Source organism: Novipirellula galeiformis, from assembly GCF_007860095.1.
Classification (GTDB): Bacteria; Planctomycetota; Planctomycetia; order Pirellulales; family Pirellulaceae; genus Novipirellula; species Novipirellula galeiformis.
The window spans coordinates 458,739-478,098 of sequence record NZ_SJPT01000002.1; the positions used below are offsets into that span (position 1 = coordinate 458,739).

The 19,360-nt window shown below is 54.9% G+C and carries 11 protein-coding genes; 7 read left to right on the top strand and 4 right to left on the bottom strand.

Annotation, left to right across the window (positions count from 1 at the left end; genetic code table 11):
* Positions 1-81 precede the first annotated feature (81 nt).
* The 5 genes from Pla52o_RS06720 to Pla52o_RS06745 all read left to right on the top strand — a co-directional run bounded on the left by Pla52o_RS06720 (position 82) and on the right by Pla52o_RS06745 (position 8,736).
* Complete coding sequence (locus Pla52o_RS06720) at positions 82-1,812, top strand: ABC1 kinase family protein (RefSeq protein ID WP_146593830.1); 1,731 nt, start codon at positions 82-84, stop codon at positions 1,810-1,812.
* 80 nt (positions 1,813-1,892) lie between these two features.
* Complete coding sequence (locus Pla52o_RS06725) at positions 1,893-4,268, top strand: DUF1592 domain-containing protein (RefSeq protein ID WP_231612144.1); 2,376 nt, start codon at positions 1,893-1,895, stop codon at positions 4,266-4,268.
* Positions 4,269-4,329: 61 nt separating this feature from the next.
* A complete protein-coding gene (locus Pla52o_RS06730) occupies positions 4,330-5,679 on the top strand; it encodes a DUF1552 domain-containing protein (RefSeq protein ID WP_146593831.1) in 1,350 nt (449 codons plus the stop codon).
* A 2,088-nt stretch (positions 5,680-7,767) separates the two neighbouring features.
* Positions 7,768-8,250, top strand: a complete 483-nt coding sequence (locus Pla52o_RS06740) for a hypothetical protein (protein WP_146593833.1) — start codon at positions 7,768-7,770, stop codon at positions 8,248-8,250.
* Positions 8,251-8,289: 39 nt separating this feature from the next.
* Positions 8,290-8,736: a response regulator gene (locus Pla52o_RS06745; RefSeq protein ID WP_146593834.1), complete on the top strand. Its 447-nt coding sequence runs from the start codon at positions 8,290-8,292 to the stop codon at positions 8,734-8,736.
* Between the two features lie 306 nt (positions 8,737-9,042).
* On the opposite strand, the gene sdhB is transcribed toward Pla52o_RS06745, so the two are convergent.
* From sdhB to Pla52o_RS06760, 3 genes are all read right to left on the bottom strand, one after another.
* Positions 9,043-9,897 (bottom strand): succinate dehydrogenase iron-sulfur subunit, encoded by an 855-nt coding sequence (gene sdhB, locus Pla52o_RS06750; RefSeq protein WP_146593835.1) that lies wholly within the window; start codon positions 9,895-9,897, stop codon positions 9,043-9,045.
* Between the two features lie 128 nt (positions 9,898-10,025).
* A complete protein-coding gene (gene sdhA, locus Pla52o_RS06755) occupies positions 10,026-11,990 on the bottom strand; it encodes a succinate dehydrogenase flavoprotein subunit (protein ID WP_146593836.1) in 1,965 nt (654 codons plus the stop codon).
* A 116-nt stretch (positions 11,991-12,106) separates the two neighbouring features.
* On the bottom strand, positions 12,107-12,961 hold the full coding sequence (locus tag Pla52o_RS06760; protein WP_146593837.1) for a succinate dehydrogenase cytochrome b558 subunit: 855 nt from the start codon (positions 12,959-12,961) through the stop codon (positions 12,107-12,109).
* A gap of 247 nt (positions 12,962-13,208) precedes the next feature.
* Here Pla52o_RS06760 and Pla52o_RS06765 point away from each other — a divergent pair, with 247 nt between their 5' ends.
* Both Pla52o_RS06765 and Pla52o_RS06770 read left to right on the top strand, forming a co-directional pair.
* The gene (locus Pla52o_RS06765; RefSeq protein WP_231612145.1) at positions 13,209-14,732 is read left to right on the top strand and encodes a GntP family permease; all 1,524 of its coding nucleotides are present in this window, start codon (positions 13,209-13,211) and stop codon (positions 14,730-14,732) included.
* A 66-nt stretch (positions 14,733-14,798) separates the two neighbouring features.
* Complete coding sequence (locus Pla52o_RS06770) at positions 14,799-15,932, top strand: M24 family metallopeptidase (RefSeq protein WP_146593838.1); 1,134 nt, start codon at positions 14,799-14,801, stop codon at positions 15,930-15,932.
* A gap of 312 nt (positions 15,933-16,244) precedes the next feature.
* Here the strand turns inward: Pla52o_RS06770 and Pla52o_RS06775 are convergent, their stop codons facing one another.
* Positions 16,245-18,914, bottom strand: a complete 2,670-nt coding sequence (locus Pla52o_RS06775; RefSeq protein ID WP_231612146.1) for a c-type cytochrome — start codon at positions 18,912-18,914, stop codon at positions 16,245-16,247.
* Between the last annotated feature and the right edge of the window lie 446 nt (positions 18,915-19,360).

The window sequence follows — 19,360 nt, forward strand, 5'->3', positions numbered from 1 at the left end:
ATCGGGGGAAGGTAACCACGTCCAATCTGCAACTCAGAATCGTTCCCCCTTTCTCTCCCCCTTTGCCGTCCTGATTTGTCAATGAAGATCACCGCCATCCCCCAGCTCTATCGCAATTTGAAGCGATGGCGAGAGATCTTGACGGTGCTGCGTCGCTACGGGCTGGCCGATTGGCTGAGCCGATACCAGAGCTTGCCGTTTCGCGATAGCTTCAAAGACGCTAGCGGTGTGCCGCTGTCGCAGTACTCGAGCGAAGAACGCGTCCGCATGGCGCTGACGGATCTGGGGCCTACGTTCATCAAGCTAGGCCAGATGTTGGCGGCGCGACCCGATATCGTCGGTCCGCAACTCGGGCAGGAACTAAAGCGTTTGCGGGCTGATGTTCAGCCCGATGCGATTGAAAAAGTCCGTGAGACGCTTACCAAGGAACTCGGCGCTGAGTACTTGAAACAGTTCCAGTTCATCGATCCTATTCCATTGGCCACTGCTTCGATCGGACAAGTCCATCGTGCCACGTTGAATGACGGTCGCCGCGTGGTGATCAAAGTTCAACGCACCGATATCGAACGAACCGTTCGCCAGGATATGGAGGTGCTCGGCGGTGTCGCTCAGTTGGCCGAACGGGTCGAAGGCTTCGCCGTTTGGGGACCCTGCCAAATTGTGGCTCAGATGTCGACGATGCTGCAGCGAGAGCTCGACTTCGGACGCGAACGACAAAATCTAGAAGTGTTTGGCGAGATGTTGGCCTCGCAAAGTGAACATGTGGTGATCCCCAAGCCGATTCGTGAACTGTGCACCCGCCGCGTGCTTGTCATGGACGAATTGGCCGGTGAACCGCTTTCGAGCGTGCTCTCGGACGCTCACCAAGATCGTCGCCAACTCACCGGCAAAGTCAGTGCCGCCAGCAACCCACACCATCTGTCGGAATCGATCGCCCGAATCTATTTGACGATGATCTTTGATGAAGGGCTCTTTCACGCGGACCCGCACAGCGGAAATCTGTTGCTTCTCGATGATGGTCGTTTGGGGATTCTCGATTTTGGCATGGTCGGGCGAATCGACGAAACGCTTCGCGAAACCATCGAGGAAATGATGGGGTGTATTGCGACCGGGGACCAGAATCGATTGACCCGTTTGATTCGTAGGATCGGCGACACGCCGCCGACGCTTGACGAATCGCTTTTGGCAATCGATCTGGCTGAGTTTGTTGGCACCTACGGTCGACAACACCTCAGCGAGTTTGATCTCACGGGAGCACTCAATGAGCTGAGTGACATTTTGCATCGCCATGCCATCCAATTGCCAAGCCAATCGGCATTGCTATTGAAAATGTTGATTTCGCTCGAAGGGACTTTCCGAGAACTTGGGGCAAGTTTCGATTCGCTGGCAATCGTCCATCAATTTGTGCGAAAATCGATGCTCCGTCGTTTGAGTCCGCGACGGCGGATTCGTCAAGCACGACGCATCTACCTCGAAGCTGAACATTTTCTCGAGCTCGTGCCGGATGAGGTCCTCACGCTACTGCAGCAAGCTCGCCGCGGGGAAATGCGATTGACGCTGGAACATCAACGCCTCGGTCCGACCGTGAACCGAATGGTGCTGGGAGTTATGGCGAGCGCCGTGTTCTTGGGATCCTCCCTCTTGTTAGCAATGAAAGTCCCCCCGCTTCTGTTCCCCGAAAGAAATTTTTTGGCGATGCACGAGATGAGCATTTTGGGAATGCTCGGGATCCTCGCCAGCTGTTCTGTGATGATGTGGTTGTTATTGGCGATCAATCGCAGTGGGCATTTAACACGGAATAATGAGGACTAATCGCTCTCGAACCGCGTTTCTAATACGCATATAATGAATCGATCCCTCCCCAACTCCTTTTTTCCTACCAGCGAGAACGAATGATTTCCATCGTTCGAAACCCGATGACGGCGATCGATGCCGCGTTCCACTGGGGTGTCACGAATTCGATGACCACAAATCCAGTTCGCCGTTTTCTTTGTTGGCTCGCCCTGGCCACGCTCACAATCGGTGTTCCGACTTCAGCGACCGCAGATCAAGCCAGCCACGAAGCGACGTTCCGCGATGCGCTGCTGCCGCTATTGCGCACCTACTGCTTTGATTGTCATGATTCGGGGACTGAGCTCTCCTTGGTTGACGATGACTCGGCGGCCAAGATGCAGATGAATCGCGAGCTTTGGAAACGAGTGATCGCCCAAGTTCAACTTGGCAGCATGCCACCCGAAGATGGCGAAACGATGGACGCCGCGATTCGCCAGCGGATGGTTAAGCTGCTGGATGAAACGGCCAACGCCGTTGATTGTGTCCAGAACCCCAATGCCGGCAAAGTCGTCTTGCGACGATTGAATCGGGCGGAATACCGAAACACCATCAAAGATTTGCTGGAGGTCGACTACGAACCCGCCCGCGGATTTCCCGGCGACGATGTCGGCTACGGGTTTGACAACATTGGCGATGTTTTGTCCTTGCCACCTATTTTGTTGGAGAAGTACCTCGATGCGGCGGAAGCCATTTCCGGTCAAGCGATCGTGACTCCGTTGCCACCACGCATCTACGAACTTGAGGTGCCCGCCACCTCCTTGAAGGGAGCGGAGAAACTTTCACGTGGCAATCGCGTCTCGATGTCCAGCAAAGCCACCGTGTCGTTGGAACTCGATGTCCCGTTCACCGGTGAATACATTTTGACGATTTCGGCGAGCGGTGACCAAGGCGGCGATGAACCAGCGAAAATGCAGGTCGACTACGGTAAAGTGAACCGTGTGATCGACGTCCCGGCAACCCGCTCGGAAAGGTACGAAGTCCCATTTCGGCTTGCGCGCGGAACACGCAAAATTGACATCACGTTTATCAATGACTTTTATATCGCCGGAAAAGTCGATCGCAATTTGCATCTTTACCACGTTCATGTCTTTGGAACAGAAACGGAAGACGCGACGGAAGTGGTGTCCGAAAGTGATCTGCCCCCGATCCATAAAAAGATCTTGTTCACGCGGCCGAGCAAAACGGTGTCACCCGAGCACGCGACGGCCCAAGTGATCGCTCCGCTGGCCAGTCGGGCGTTTCGGCGACCCGCCACGAAAAATGAAGTCATGCGACTGACGCAATTGGCGTCCCAGGTCCGCTCCGACGGAGCAAGTTTTGAAGAGTCGATTCAAGTGGCTCTGCAAGCGATCTTGGTTTCACCCCACTTTTTGTTCAAGGTCGAACAACACGCTACACCCGATCCGTCGGGGGAATTGCCGCGAATCAATCAATATGAATTGGCCACTCGGATTTCGTATTTCCTGTGGAGCAGCATGCCCGATGACGAGTTGTTGTCGATGGCGCATCAAGGAAAACTCCATGATCGCCGAGAATTGCTGCGCAAGGTGGGCGATATGATTGTCGACCCACGATCGAATCAGTTCATCGAGAATTTTGCGGGCCAATGGCTCCAGCTTCGAAATTTGGAAACGGTGGATCCTGATGCGAGCGAATTCCCAGCATTCAATGACGAGATCCGTCAAGCGATGAGGCGAGAAACGCTGACGTTCGTTGCCGCGGTGATGCGTGAAAACCTACCGGTGACGTCGCTACTCGACGCAGACTTCACCTACTTGAACGAAGAACTGGCGGCCTTCTACGGCGTGGCCGGAGTGACCGGTAGCGAATATCGCAAAGTCTCGCTCGCAGGGACTCCACGGGGTGGGTTGTTGACGCATGCGAGTGTGTTGACTGTGACCAGCAATCCGACTCGCACCAGTCCCGTGAAGCGGGGGAAATGGATCCTCGACAATTTGCTCAATACGCCTCCTCCCCCAGCACCGCCAAACGTGCCCGAATTGGACAAGGGCAAATTGAGCGGCACGCTGCGTGAACAAATGGAACAACATCGTTCGAATCCCGCCTGTGCGGCCTGTCATAATATGATGGATCCGCTCGGCTTTGCACTAGAAAACTTTGATGCCATCGGTCGCTGGCGAACGAAGGATGGAAAGGACACGATTGACGCTTCGGGGAAATTACCCGATGGCACTCAGTTCAATGGCGCTGACGATCTTCGGCGCGTGCTGTCCAAAGAACGCAGTGAGCAATTCGTTCGTTGTTTGGCAGAGAAGATGCTGATCTATGCGACCGGGCGAGGAACGGAATATTATGATCGATGTGCAATCGACGCGATCATGGCGGAAATGAAAGAGCGAGACAATCGCTTCGCCTACCTGATTTCCGCAATCATCCAAAGTGAACCCTTCCAACGGCAAGGATCACGCGAATAGCCTTGTTTGCGTTGCCGTTAAGTTACAAACGCTTCCCTTCTCTTAAACGAGTCGATCTCACATGTTAAATTCACTCTCTCGGCGGACGATCTTACGTGGTGTTGGCGCGTCCCTTGCGTTGCCGTTATTGGATTCGATGTCGTCGACTCGCTTGCTAGCGGCCACCTCCACCGCGGCGGAGGTGCCATTGCGGATGGGATTCTTTTACGTTCCCAATGGGATGCACATGCCCGATTGGAAACCGCAAGAAGAAGGGGATGGTTACGCGTTGACGCCGACCTTGGAACGATTGGCCGAGCATCGTTCAAAGTTCAATGTGTTGACCGGTTTGACGCTCGATGGCGCAGCAGCGCACGGCGACGGAGGAGGCGACCATGCGCGTAGCGTGGCAGCGTTCCTTACCGGAGCTCATCCGAAGAAGACCAACGGGGCTGACATTCAAAACGGTGTCTCTGTCGATCAGGTCGCCGCAGAACAAATTGGCAGTGCATCGCGTTTCGGTTCCCTCGAATTGGGCTTAGAGGCGAGTGCCCAGGCCGGCAACTGTGACAGCGGTTATAGCTGTGCCTACGCGTCGAATATGTCGTGGCGTGGCCCCACCAATCCCATGGCCAAAGAGATTGATCCGGGGGCCTTGTTTGATCGCTTGTTCGCCGGGCAAACCGCTAAGGAAACCCGACGCGCTCAAAGCGTACGTGAAAAGTACCGAAAGAGTGTGCTTGACTTTGTACTCGAAGATGCCAAGCAACTTCATCAAACGTTGCCTGCAATCGATCGCCGCAAACTCGATGAGTACCTGTATTCGGTGCGTGACGTTGAAAAACGCCTCGCCGGTGCGGACCGCCTCACGATCTCCGAAGACGGGGTCCCCGATTACCCGCGTCCCAGCGGAGTACCGCACGAATTGAAAGAGCACGCCGAGTTGATGATGGACATGATTGCGTTGGCAATTCAAACCGATAGCTCGCGGATCATCTCGTTCATGTTTACCAACGCGGGCAGTAATCGCAGCTATCCTGAAATTGACGTCAAGTCAGGCCATCACGAATTGTCGCATCACGGCAAGAGCGAAGAGAAGCAAGCTCAGATCGCAAAGATCAATCGCTTTCATTTGGACCGCTTCAATTACTTGCTGACGCGGTTGAGCTCCCTTAGCGAGGGCAATGGGACGGTGCTCGATCATTGCATGTTGGTCTACGGCAGTGGAATCAGCGACGGTGATCGCCACAACCATGACGACTTGCCCATTTTGTTGGCCGGCAATGGCGGCGGACGAATCAAAACCGGCCGACATATCCGTTATGAAAATCGCACTCCACTTTGCAATCTGTATTTGTGGATGCTCAAAGAAATGGGCGTCAAGGCGGACAAGTTTGGCGACAGCAATGCGGTCTTGCCAAACCTAGCATAGCCATGTTGCATGGCGTGGCATCGCGAGCTCGGCAAGCGTTTGTTTGCCATCCCGGATCAAAGCTTGCGGAATCGGCAACCGTGCGTGAAGAGCCGACCGTCACCTTATTTTCGCGTACGCAGCCTAAACGGCTTCCTCGAGATTCCCACGTGTCTCAATGACCTTTGACTGTAACGCCGGAGGTGGGAAAAGCTGAAAAACGCGAGCTGGCTTTGCGTCATGCGCCGCCAGTTTCGCGATTTACTGTTTGACGGTCAAATCTTTCAGTGATCCTTCACCGCGAGATCGTGGGTCTGTTGAACTGACGCGGTCATTGAAGTCGCGAACGAATCGATGACGTTTTATGGCAGTACAACCAAACAGCAAAAAATGGAAGCAACATCCGTGTACATGAGTTGTGGACGCCCAGTTCGCAATCGTTCCTTCGGTGGAAACTCCCAAGCTACTCGTCGTTTGAATCCATCAAGACGACTTCCGAAAACCTGAATCATTCAGGACTCGTTTATCCAAACAAAAAGTCAATTACGGTTCCATTCCGTAATGCTTCTTATTGCGTTCTAGACACTCCGCTGAGAATGAGAGGAAGGTGGCGAACCGAGGGATCCAAGCAAGCTTGAGTCGTTCGGATTTCCCATCAGGATCTCTCCGTCAATCAGGTTTGTGAAAAGTTAAAAGAGAAGCAATCGCGTTGACGTTGTTACTCGCAGTTCATCAACGTTCTGAACGTGCGTGAATGTGGCGACGTTCGGTAGCGATGTCAACAACAAACCGGCAAGAGTTTTTCAAGCGAACGTTGCGTTATCGTGAAACTTCCGCAAAACACTGGCGTTGCTCACTTAAAAAAAGTTTTCAAAAAACGCGAACGTGATTGGCTAAGTTTACATCGCACGATCACATGCCACCTGCGCCAAATTCAGTACCGCGTTTACGGATCAACTTGCGTTACAATCGTCACCGTTACCGCTCGTCATGCTTTCCATCGTAAGTACCACATGCTAGCAGTGGTGCAGGTTCCCCAATGTGTCGTCGTAACGATTTTGGACAACGCGTTACACATCGTTGGACTCGACGTTTACTCGTGGGTGTTCAGTGATCACCAACGCATGGACACACGTCATCGTTCATCGAGAGAGCATTAAAATTCGACCGCAAACTTCGACCTTGGGGGTTTGTTTCTCGCTCGTCAAATTGCGGTGTTAAACAAAAACAAATGGCTTCATTCGGTGTCCATCTTAGGGTCACAACGGATCATCGCATCGCACGCTGGCGGTAACCCGCATCCATCGCCCGCGGTAACCCGCACACTGTCACCCCAATAGCTGCGATCAACCCAGAAGCTGTAATCGAATCCGATGCGTGTCACCTTGCAGCAAGGATCGTGGCAAGCGAATGCCTTAAGTTGAATCAATCATCGAGGTCTTTTTGCGCCGTGACCTACCGTGTGCCATCGAGTCAGCGTTTCGGAGGCAGCCCGAGATCGCTGATCCCTGCGATCTCGCAGAGACGATAGCATGCCGCCCGTCATCATGCCGCCCGTCATCAGGCCACCCGTCATCAGGCCACCCGTCATCAGGCCACCCGTCATCAGGCCACCCGTCGGGATCGATTGGGCGGTAAGCTTTCTGACCTGACTAGACACCTCCCGCTGCACTTCTCAATGCCGTTGCGTTGCCTTAAGGGGCAGAATTCGAGGGCTCACTGGGGCCGATGCATCTGGGGGGCAAACAGTACCGAAACGAAGACAGATTCGGTGCCCCGGTTCGCACGGGGACGTCCGCAGAAAAAGTCCGCAGGGCACGGTCCGCAGGGACCGCCCCTGAGGGATGCTGAGCCGGTCCCGCATGTTCGCCGGTATCGACTCTAAACCTCGTGTTGACGCTGTTCCGACGGCACTCCCCCCCTTCTTGGCGGTGGTTGGCTGAGATCCATTCACACAGGCTGGAAAATGCTTGACCCTCCTCAGTCATGCCCATTAAGATTAAGGGAGCGTTGGGTGAGGTTGGCAAGTCTAGCATTGATTGCCAGAAGGTTTCTAGAAAGTTTTCTGTCTACCGTTAGACGCGCTGCAACTGTTCCGGAGGCAAGTCCATGACTGCGGTTGTTACGACAAATCGAGCAACGACAAAGGCGTTTGTGGTCAATTCTGCTTTTCTGCAGGAGATCAAAGACAGTCATCCTGAGTTATGGGAAACGCTACATCGGGTGCGTCAAGTCTGTGAGTGTGAGGACACCCCGTTTCAATCGGTGAGTCAGCTGGTTCGTTTATTGAACGAACTTCGCGACCAAATGGCATTTCAATTTGCGTTGGAAGAAGCCTACGGCTACATCGAAGTCGGTTTGGACTTCGCGGCAACGGAAGCGAACCAAGCGAGAAAAGTAATCGCTCAGCATTGTTCGCTGTATTTGCAATTAAGCGAACTGATCGAGAAAGCCGAAGAGCTTCAATATCGCGGTGCGGCGGCGGCACACGTCCACGAGTTAATCGCGGAAACTCAGGCGTTCGACGAGCGACTACGTGCTCATGAGCGATCCGAAGACGAGCTGATCGAAGCGTCATTCGACAGACGCTAATTACATTTTGTTGGCAATGATGAAAGGGGAGCATTTCGCATGCATACTGGCTCAAGATTCAAACCGATGGAAATCCTGTTGGTCGAAGATGGTCTAATGGATGCGAGGGTGACCATTCACTCGCTACGACGTAGCCAAGTGCCCCATCGACTCACACTCGTTCGTTGTGTCAGCGAGGCGCTTCAATTTTTGCGACGTGAAGGAATCTTCGCACGCGCTCCCAAGCCCGATTTGTTGTTGCTTGACCTGAATTTGCCCGATGGCTCAGGCATTGATGTGATCGAGGCCCTGAAACATAGCGATGTGAACACCGAAACATTGACGACCGTGGTATTGACCGCGAACGAAGAAGAGTGCGTTCGCGATCGCTGTAACGAGCTTGGAGTGCACGATTACATTCGCAAACCCGTCCATGAAGATGAATTCATGCGTGTGGTTCGCGATCACAAACGGTTGATGGTTCACTCGACGCCCGTATTGGCATAGGCGTTTGCCCGCTCGCATGCACTGCCGAGACTTGCGAGCCACCGTAGCACTTTCCCACAGCCCCGCTTTTCCACCGCCCCAGCTCTCGCTGAGTGTACGGAACCCTCACGACGACACTCGCACGGTGTCACGCACTACGCTGGCGACTTTCTGTCGCCGCGGGCCGGTCCCGTCTCTTTCCCACCATTCCGTCTCCTTCCCACCATTCCGCCTCATTCGCAGGCGGCTGATCAAAGGCAAGAACGGTTCAAGCTTCAGACTCCCGCACGGCAAAAGATCCGTGCGTTCAAAAGCACCCTTCGTAGGCTACTTCTGGAACCATTTTTTAATGGTGTAAACCGTTGTAGCGCGACCGGTACGAGCGATCGACGTGGTCAACGGAATCTCTTTAGGGCACACCGACACGCAGTTCTGTGCATTCCCACAAGACTGGATCCCGCCGGGGCCGGTGAGCGCGTCGAGTCGATCGTCAGCCAGCGATTTTCCGGTCGGATGGTTATTGAACAACATCGCCTGTGAAATCGCGTGGGGGCCAACAAACGCGGTGTCAAACTCCGCGTCCTTGCGGGCCTGGAACGCTTCGTCGGATTCGCCTTCCTGACGCTCCAGCTCGATCTTCGCAAACTGCGGACATGCGTCCAAGCAACATCCACAGCTCATGCATTGGCTGAGCGGGTAGTTTTGCTCCTGATCTTCACGAGAGACCCGTTCGCCGGCTCCCATGTTGTAGTAGCTGTCTACAGGCACCCAAGCCTTGACGCGTGTCAAGTTACGGAACAATCGTTCGCGATCGACTTGAAGGTCACGGACCACTGGGAATTTGCTCATCGGCTCGAGTACAAGCTCATCGCTGTTCTCGGCTAACAAACGGTCCACGAGTGCACTGCAGCTTTGTCGAACGCGCCCGTTGATCACCATCGTGCAAGAGCCGCAAACCTCCTCGAGGCATCCGCAATCCCAAGCGACTGGAGCGACCTTTTTACCATCGGACGTCTTCGCTTGAGCTGCGATCCGTTGCAGTACGCCGATCACGTTCAATTCGGGTTCGTACTTGATTTGATGCAGTTCCCAATACGCGTCCTTTCCAGGGCCGTCTTGGCGACGAACACGAACTTTGATGAACTCGGGACGTTTTTTCAATTTGGGTTCGAGGGCAATCATCCGTCGATCCTAGCAATGGCAAAAGTTGTGATTTAAAAAATTGAATGAGACGATCTGTGTTTTGATGTGGGACAACTTCCTATTCGCCGCGGGGGCGAAATGGGTTGCAAGCGACTCCCACGATCCGCTTAGGGGGCAACCGCCTTTTGGGCGCGTTTGTTCCATACCTCTTCGATTTCTTCGGCACCGACCAAACCATACAATCGAGGTCGCGGTGGAATCAATGAAGTGTCGACATCCTCGTAAGCAAGATCGGGCATCTGAGTTTCTTGGTTCCAACTCGCCACCGTTGTCTTCAAGTACTTGCGGTTGTTCTCTTCAAACGCATCGCACCATTCCTCGGCTTGTTGACGACGCTCGGTTGGATCCTCGGCGGTCAAAGGCGGTTTTTGGAAGTCGGGTTTGAAGTGAGCTCCACGACACTCGTCGCGTTGCAACGCCCCTTTCAAAATCGTCTTGGCCAATGGGAACATGTCTTGGAGTGATTTCGCGAAAATCACGTTCTGGTTGGTCCAGCTACCGGTGTCCGATAAACTAACGCCCATCGCACGTTGATGTAGATCCTGGATCTTCTCGACCGCGTCGGATAGTTGGTCATTACGACGAACCACCGTGGCAACACGTGTCATCAGATCGCCTAGTTCCTGATGAATCAAATACGGGTTCTCATCGCGTCCCGGATGACCGGTCAACAAATCTTGATGGCGTTTGGTCTGAGTCTCCACGGCCGCGGATAAGACCGAAGCGGGAACGTCGTTGGCACCGCCCGATTGATTGTTGGCGTAGTTGACGATGGAAGGCCCCGTGAACAATCCCGTGAAGATACAAGACAACAACGAGTTCGCGCCCAAGCGGTTCGCACCATGGTAGTGATAATCGCACTCGCCGATCGCGTACAAACCGGGGATATTGGTCATGTGATTTTGCGGAGCTCCCGCTTCGAGGCCGCCATTCTCAGCTTTCACATAGTCGGCCCACAATCCTCCCATGCTGTAATGCACTGCGGGGAAGATCCGCATCGGTTCGTCACGAGGGTCGACCCCTTGGAATTTCTCGTAAATCTCGAGGATCCCGCCAAGTTTGCGGTCGAGTTCGGAGCGTTCGATATGGGTCAAGTCGAGATAAACGCACATCCGATCCGGGTCGACGCTTAGTCCATCATTGACACAAATGTCAAAGATTTCGCGGGTCGCGATGTCACGTGGGACAAGATTACCGTATTCGGGATAACGCTCTTCCAAGAAGTAATAGCGTTCGTTTTCGGGGATTTGCTTTGGCTCACGCGAGTCTTGCGGCTTTTTCGGAACCCAGACGCGACCGCCCTCACCGCGAGCCGATTCACTCATCAAACGCAGCTTGTCGCTACCGGGAATTGCGGTCGGGTGGACTTGGATAAACTCAGCGTTGGCGTACTTTGCGCCCGCTTGGTAACAGCGGCTCGCAGCGCTTCCGGTACAGAAGACACTCATCGTGCTGCGGCCGTAGACCAATCCGCAGCCGCCGGTAGCGACCACGACGGCATCGGCCGGAAACGACTTGATCTCCATCGATACCATGTCTTGGGCGACAACGCCACGACAGCGTCCATCGTCGTCCTTGATCGGCGCCAAGAAATCCCAGAACTCAAACTTTCGAACCATGCCCTCGCTTTCACGACGTCGGACTTGTTCGTCCAACGCATACAACAACTGCTGGCCCGTCGTTGCTCCGGCAAAGGCCGTTCGTTTGTAAAGTGTTCCACCAAAGCGTCGACGATCGATAAAGCCTTCGCCGGTGCGGTTAAACGGAACGCCCAAACGATCCATCAAATCGATCACTTTGGGAGCCCAGAAAGCCATCTCTTTCACGGGCGGTTGATGGTTGAGAAAGTCACCCCCATAGACGGTGTCATCAAAGTGCTTCCACTCGTCGTCGCCAAGTTGGCGCGTCGCGTCGTTGCAGCTGTTGATCCCGCCCTGAGCACAAACGCTGTGCGAGCGTTTGACCGGAGTCAGGCTAATCAAATCCACCTTCACACCGAGCTCAGCAAGCTTCATGGTGGATGCAAGGCCGGCGAGTCCACCACCAATAACGACAACACGATGCTCAGACATAATTCAAATCAAACGTTGTTTTAGGAATGACTACAGTTCTTTAGGGGGGGCAAGCGTGCATGCTTTGCCACAATTTACGATTTCACCGCGAAGAGAGCGGCAAGCAATTTTTCTGCTTATTGGTCGCTTGGCACATCGGTCTCGGACGCAGCGGCAGTGTCCGGGGTCACAGCAGCCGATCGCTTTTCAGGTAGATCGGAGATCACGCCCGCTTCGACATTGGCTTTGTACATGCGGTCTTCGATTGTTCTCATGTTGGCCACATCCTCGGGACCGGGCGCGACGGCGGCCCACCATGCACTCAGAGCAATAACCGTAAGCACGGCACCGAAAACCACTGAAACTTTGCTCGCTCGAGCTTGTGCGGCGGGTGAAATCCACAATCCCCAGGTAATTCCTGCTGTCCAAAGTCCGTTTGCCAAGTGGTAAACGCACGCCAAGATGCCCACCAAGTAGAACGCGGGCCACACGAAACCGCCCCATTGGTTCATCGATTCCGCCAACGTGCTGGCGGCGTTGTAGGGCCTAAACGAGGCCATTTGCAAGGGACGAATGACATCCAAGTAGGGACCAAAGTGGAACCAACCGTGCATATGCCAGATGTGCATGAACAAATAAACCAGAGCGATGATTCCGGTCCAACGCTGCCACGCGTAACGGCGGTTGCTCGTGAATCGATACTGGCTGGTATTAAGTTTCGCGTTCTTGGCGATCCAAATCCCTAGAATCCCGTGAAATAGCAGCGGTGCAAAAATACCGCCCCACTCGATGATCGGCAGCGCCTTTCCCGCGCTGTGAATCATGTAAACTGCACGTTGAAACGTTTCGGTGCTGTTCAACAGGCTGGCGTTGGTCGTCAAGTGGATGACCATGTAAAGCCCGAGCGGCACAATTCCAATCAAGGAATGGAACCGGCGAATCGCGAACTCATGTCGAAGGAAAAATGATGTCTTAGTAGTCGAGTTAGCCACGTCTGTCGTCTTGCTTTACATGTGAAAGAGGTAAGACCGCACCAAGCGGCAAGCCATCGGTGATCACAATCACCAGTGAATGCTTGTCACCTGAGAGCCCCAGGTCCAGAGGCCCCAACGGTTCTTCGGGAACACGCCTAGTGCTCTACGGCAATTTGCACTGCCCATTCAGCCCCTGGAACAATTTAGAGCGCAGCGCTTGAATCGCCAAGGACGGCATCTCCCCGTGAAGTCAATATTGGAAACAATGCCACCTATGATCGGTAACATCCTAGCTCCGTCGGGTTTGACCGCCCAAGATACCGCATCGCTCAGTATGAATGTTTGGTGGGTCGTTGGAATTTCAGTGCTAATCGTGCTGATTTCGGTCCTGGTGTTCCGGCTGCATGCCTTTTTGACCCTACTATTAGCAGGATTGTTAGTAGCAAGTTTGTCCACCTCCGCCAATCTTAATCGCTACGCCCAAGCCAAAGTTAGCGAAGGCAAGATGAGCGAAGCGGCGGCGATCTCGTTCGTCTCGCAATCGCCGCCGAGTCGGCTGGCGACTTCGTTTGGAGAAACCGCGGGCAAAATCGGCATTCTGATCGCTCTGGCTAGCGTGATCGGGCAATGCCTACTCGAATCCGGCGCGGCATCGACGATTGTCGACTCGATTCTGAAGATCACCGGACAACGTCGCGCCCCCGAAGCACTCTCTGCGAGTTCCTTTGTCATTGGGATCCCAGTCTACTTTGATACGGTCTTCTATTTGATGGTGCCGTTGGCGAGATCGCTTCGCCGTCGACTCGGCAAGGACTACGTTTTGTTTTTGATGGCGATCATGGCCGGGGGATCGATTGCCCATTCACTGGTACCGCCCACGCCAGGGCCGCTTCAGGTGGCGGAGATCATTGGGGTCGATATCGGCACGATGATGATCGCGGGATTGGCGATCGGAGGATGCAGCAGTGTTTTCTCGCTGATGGCCGCTCGAGTGATCAATCGGCTCGTCGATGTGCCCCTGCGACCTCTCAGCGATAGTGATGCAACGAACGAAAGCGAATCGCGAGCGATGCCGCCGCAAGGCGAGGCGGCCGATGCTTCGCGTCCCTCGCTGATCGCGTCCATTTTACCCATCGTGATCCCGGTCGCGATGATTGGAACCGGATCGGTCGGCGGTTACTTGATTCAATCGGGCTCGCTCGACTTGGCGGGCGCCGCCTCGTGGATGCGAACGCTCGGTGACAAGAACATCGCAATCTCCGTCGGTGCGGCGTTTGCCATGTCGCTGATTCGCTATTGCCCCGCCAGCACTCGGAAGTCGCTTGTCAATCGCTCGTTGAGCTCGGCGGGGAACATCATTTTAATCACCTCCGCGGGTGGGGCTTTCGGAGCGATGCTGTACCAAGCTGGCATCGCGGCTGCGATTGCGGATCTCACCGGCGACCTGCCCGGATTACTGCTGTTGCCGCTTGCCTTTCTTGTCACGGCATCGATTCGAACGCTGCAGGGGTCGGCCACCATTGCGATGATCACCGCAGCCGGCGTGCTCCAGGCGTTTGCACATGCCGAATCGTTGCCCTTTCACCCCGTCTATCTCGCGATGGCGATCGGAGCAGGTAGCAAACCGATCTCTTGGATGACCGACAGCGGCTTCTGGGTGATCACCCGCATGAGCGGCATGACTGAATCCGAAGGGCTCCGAGTGATTGCTCCGATGACCATCGCCATGGGATTTTCGGCATTGTTTTTCACCATGGTTTTCGCGTTTCTATTTCCCGGCGTTTCCTAACGATTCCTTTTTTCTGTTAGGCTAGTCCGCTCTGCTTATCGACTCCGACTCTGTTCACGATTCATCATGACTGCATCCATTTTGGCCGGCTATGCCGATAAAAACGCATCCTTGTTTCGGCGGCTTCAGGTTCCTCTGGGGGATCCGGCGGCCTGGTTTGAAATCCATGGGCACACCGTTGCACTCGTGCGTGACCTGGAAATGGACCGTGTTCGACAACGCAGCAACGCCGATCATGTGACCTGCCCTGCGGAACATGAACCGTCACTCGGATTGAGCGCTGATCGCGAGACCGCGACCGCCCAGGCCGCCGTTCAACTGCTGCGTTCCAAACGCGTTGAACAAATCAAGGTCGATCGCTCGCTGCCGTACATCTTCGCTTGGCATCTCCAGCAAGCGGAGATTGAATTGATCTACGACGAGCATCTGGGAGTGCTCGATCGACGTGTCAAAACCGACCACGAGATCGAGCATCTATGCAGCGCCCAAGCGGTAACCGAAGAGGTGATGCGGATGCTATGTGAGCGGATTGCGAACGCCTCGGCAGACGCCAAGGGGCAACTTTGTGTCGCTGGGGAAGTGCTGACCAGCGAGTCGATGCGTACCCTTGCCGCGCTGGAGTTTTTAAAACGTGGTTTCAGCATGGGACACGGCGCAATCGTGGCCACCGCCCCCGACGTCGCCGATTGCCACCATAGTGGAAGCGGCCCGCTATACACCGAGCGTCCCGTTATCGTTGACTTGTTTCCACGCGACGAGGCGACGCGATACAACGGAGATTGCACAAGAACGGTCGTGCATGGCCAAGCTTCCGATACGGTCAAGTCGATGCATGCGGCTGTGGTCGCGGCGAAAGCCGCTGCGGAAAAAGTACTGGTGGCTGGAAATTTGGCAAGCGAGGTCCAACGAGCCACCGAGGACGTACTGATCCAACACGGCTATCCCGTTTCACGGGGCACCGTCACCGATCACCCCAGCATCCAACATGGCACCGGGCATGGAATCGGTTTGGATGTCCACGAACCCATTTTGCTAGACCATGGTGGGGGGGAACTGCTCGAAGGCGAAGTGTTTACAGTCGAGCCGGGGTTGTATGGGCGATCCGATGGTGGCGTTCGTATCGAAGACATGCTGGTGGTTACCGAAGGCACACCGCGCAACTTGAATCAATTGCCAAGCGGACTCGATTGGTCCACCTGACCCCCGAAGGCAATACGGGCCTCTCGGCCGTCCATTGCCTCTTCGTCGTCCCGACCTGCCGAAACGCCCCCGCCCAAACCAAGGGCACTACGCGTCACGACCGGAGTGGCTTTGGCACCTTGATGGTTCCATGCAATCCGATTCGTCCCGTGTTGCCCAGCCATTTACGATCACGATCGACGGTGGCGTTATCCGGGGACGCTCGGTTTGGAAAAAGAAAGGCTCCATCGGCGGACAACCGATGGAGCCTTGATGGTATGCGGGAGGCTGCCAACGCAGGTGAGCGGCAGCCTCGAAAGCTTGTTCGCATTCCTAGTTGAAGAAGGCGTGCTTTGGGTTGCCGCCGCTGATCAAAAAGGCGATCAAGTCAAGAATCTCTTCTTGCGTCATGGGATTGAAAAGTCCCGTGGGCATGGCCGAGATATCCGACACCTCGAGTTCTTCGATCTCATTGCGATTCAACCTGACTTGTTGATTTGGATCGGTCAGGTCGGTGTTGATCATCATCGTATCGCCGCTCAGATTGACAACCACGCCGGTGTGCACAACGCCGTCTTCGGTCAATACTTTGATCGAGGAAAATTGTTCGTTGATCACTTTGCTCGGGTTAATGACTTGATCGAGCAAATCGTGGGGCGAGTAACGGCCTCCGGCCGACGTCAAATCGGGCCCCGTCATCCCGCCTTGGTCGCCGAAACGATGACAGGCGTAACAACCGCTCGCGGCGAACATTTTGCGTCCGTTCGCGAAATCGCGGTTTTTCAATCCGGTGCGAGCCGCCTGAGAGAGTTCCTCAAGCGTCCACTCGGTGGCCTTTCGCCCCTTAAAGACTTCACCCAAATTCTCGAGTGCCGACTTCTTGACCGGTTTCTTGGCCAACAACTCCGCCATCGATTCCTTTTCAGCGTCGCTCAGCGAAGCCACGGCATCTGTTCGAATGAACTCGATAAACTTGTCAAAACTCGCTCCGCCCTTGTAGTTGGCCGCCTTCAAAAACCACTCGAAATAGGCTTCGTGCAATTCGGGAGTCCAGCCCGCGGTCAATAGCCGAATCGAACGTGCGTACTGCATCTGTTCTTCTTGCGTTGGTGCCTCCGCGATCAAACGCATCGCCTTTTCGGCAACGGTGGGAGATTGCAACCATGCCAATGTTTCGCACAACAACCAATTCATCTCAGCCGTTTCGGCAGGAAAAAGTGGGTCGAAACGAGCGATCAGCTTGTCGACCAATTCTTGTTCGGGACGTCCCATTCGACTCAATGTGATCTGCGTAGCACGTTGAAGCGTCAAAGGTTGGGTTGATTCAAGGCTCGAAGGATCGATCGCGATTACCGCTTCGAGCAACTTGTCTCGCATCGCGGTGTCTACTTCAGGCGTGTTCTCGGTTCGGTGCAGCGGATCAACACCAGCAACGCGGGCAAGTGCCAACAATGCTTCCACTTGCTTCGCTGGATCCGATTCCGTCAACGCCTTGTCGGCCCAAGTTTCGATCGGTTGATGCTCGATCGCGGTGCGTGCTGCGAAACGGATGAACCGATCGCGATCGGAAAGGTAAGGCCAGGCAACGCGGATCGCTTCGGGATCTTGTTTGCCGTGGAACGCTTCCAATTTCTGGCGAGTGGCTCTGGCTTTGTTTTCCTCGGCCTTCGGCTGGACGAGCTCCGTCGATTCGTTGCCGACGTACGTCACACGGTACAAGCCGGATTGAACCCGGCGACCACCGATTGTGAAATACATGGCCCCGTCTTGAGGACGGATGATCGCATCGGTGATGGGCAGCGGAGCTCCGGTTAGAAATTCCTCTTTGGTTGCGGTGTAGGAAGAACCGTTTGGTTCAAGATGGACGGCGTACAACTTTCCCCAACTCCAATCGAGTGCGAACAGTGCCTCTTGATATTTCGCGGGGAATTTGGCGCCGTAACCAAACGTGGTTCCCGTGGGGGAACCGGGACCGATATCGAGCACGCCCGGCAGGTTGTCGGCATAGAACGGCATCCGTTTTCCTGCACCATTTCGCCATCCAAACTCCGCTCCGCTGGTAACGTGACAAATCCGAGTCGGACGGTACCACGGTGTATTGAAGTCGTATTCCATGTCCGCGTCATAGGTGAACAATTCTCCATCGCGATTGACCGACGCGTCAAAAATATTACGGAAGCCGGAAGCATACGCCTCGAATGATTTGCCGTCGGGGGTCACGCGATAGACGATCCCTCCGGGCGCTAGTACGCCACGATTGTGCCCTCGTCCATCCGGCATGCTCGGCAGAAGATGGTCTTCGCCCCAAATTTGAGGCACGGGCGAATTTGCCGCCAGTTCCGGTGGCGACGTGTTGTTGCCGGTGATCAGGTACAGCGCCTGACCATCCGGAGTGGGTACCACGGCGTGGACTCCATGATCGCCTTTCGAATCGACTTGGCGAAGCAATTCCACATGGTTGAGTTGGTCGTCCCCGTTGCTGTCAGTGATCCGGTACAGGCCCGAGGGAATCTTGCTTTCGTAGTCGTTGACCCCGACATAGAGGGCGCCGAAAGCCCAGACCATCCCGTTGACCGCACGAATATCGGCAGGAACCTTTTCTACGTCTGCCGGTTTGAGTGTCTCACCCTCTTCCGGAGGCGTGATGCGATACAAACCACCGAATTGATCGCTCACGATCAGCCGGCCTTGGTTGTCGGTACACAAATTCACCCACGATCCTTGCTCTTCAGAGGGGACGGAGTAGAGCAACTCGACTTTAAATCCGTCGGCCGCGGTAATACGGTCGATCGGAGTGGCTGTGTTGCCAGCGGGGGTTGGCTTGGCTTCTGCTGGCTTGGTGGCGTTCGCTGCCGCTTCCTTCGACTTTCCAGGCGTTTGTTGGGCAACCGCGTTGGAAGAAACAAACGCAGCACAGACCAGTGCAACAAGAACGGCACCTAGCGGTCGCTGCGACCTGAGCCGTGGATGCGGTGATGGGGATCGAGACGTCGAATTAGTCATCAGTTGTTTCGTGGGAAAGTATGAAGGGAGTTTGAAGGACGAATCGTCATCAACGGCGTCCGTCGCAGCTAACAGGCGGTTGCATGCGTGTTGGAATTCGGAGCTCAAACACGAGGCATCTATCCCCCAACGGGGGATGCACCGAGCCTTGCGGGGGCCGAGATGAGGGATTGCCGGCCGTGGCACCCCGGAAGTCGAAGTTGAGGATGTCAAAAGTGGGGCCAAGGACTTGACCAGTTTAACCAGTTCGAACTCGTTGTGCAGCGTTTATGCGTTGAATTTGGCCGCTGTGATGCACGTTTTTCCTTGACGCATGCCCGCTGCTACATGCCCGAAACAGGCCGACGGCTATTTTGAGCGGGCGTGCACTCCCATTCGCAGTTTTCATTTAGCCCCCCCGGCTAGATGCATTCGGGTGGAGATACACTCGGATGGTGGGTGTCTCG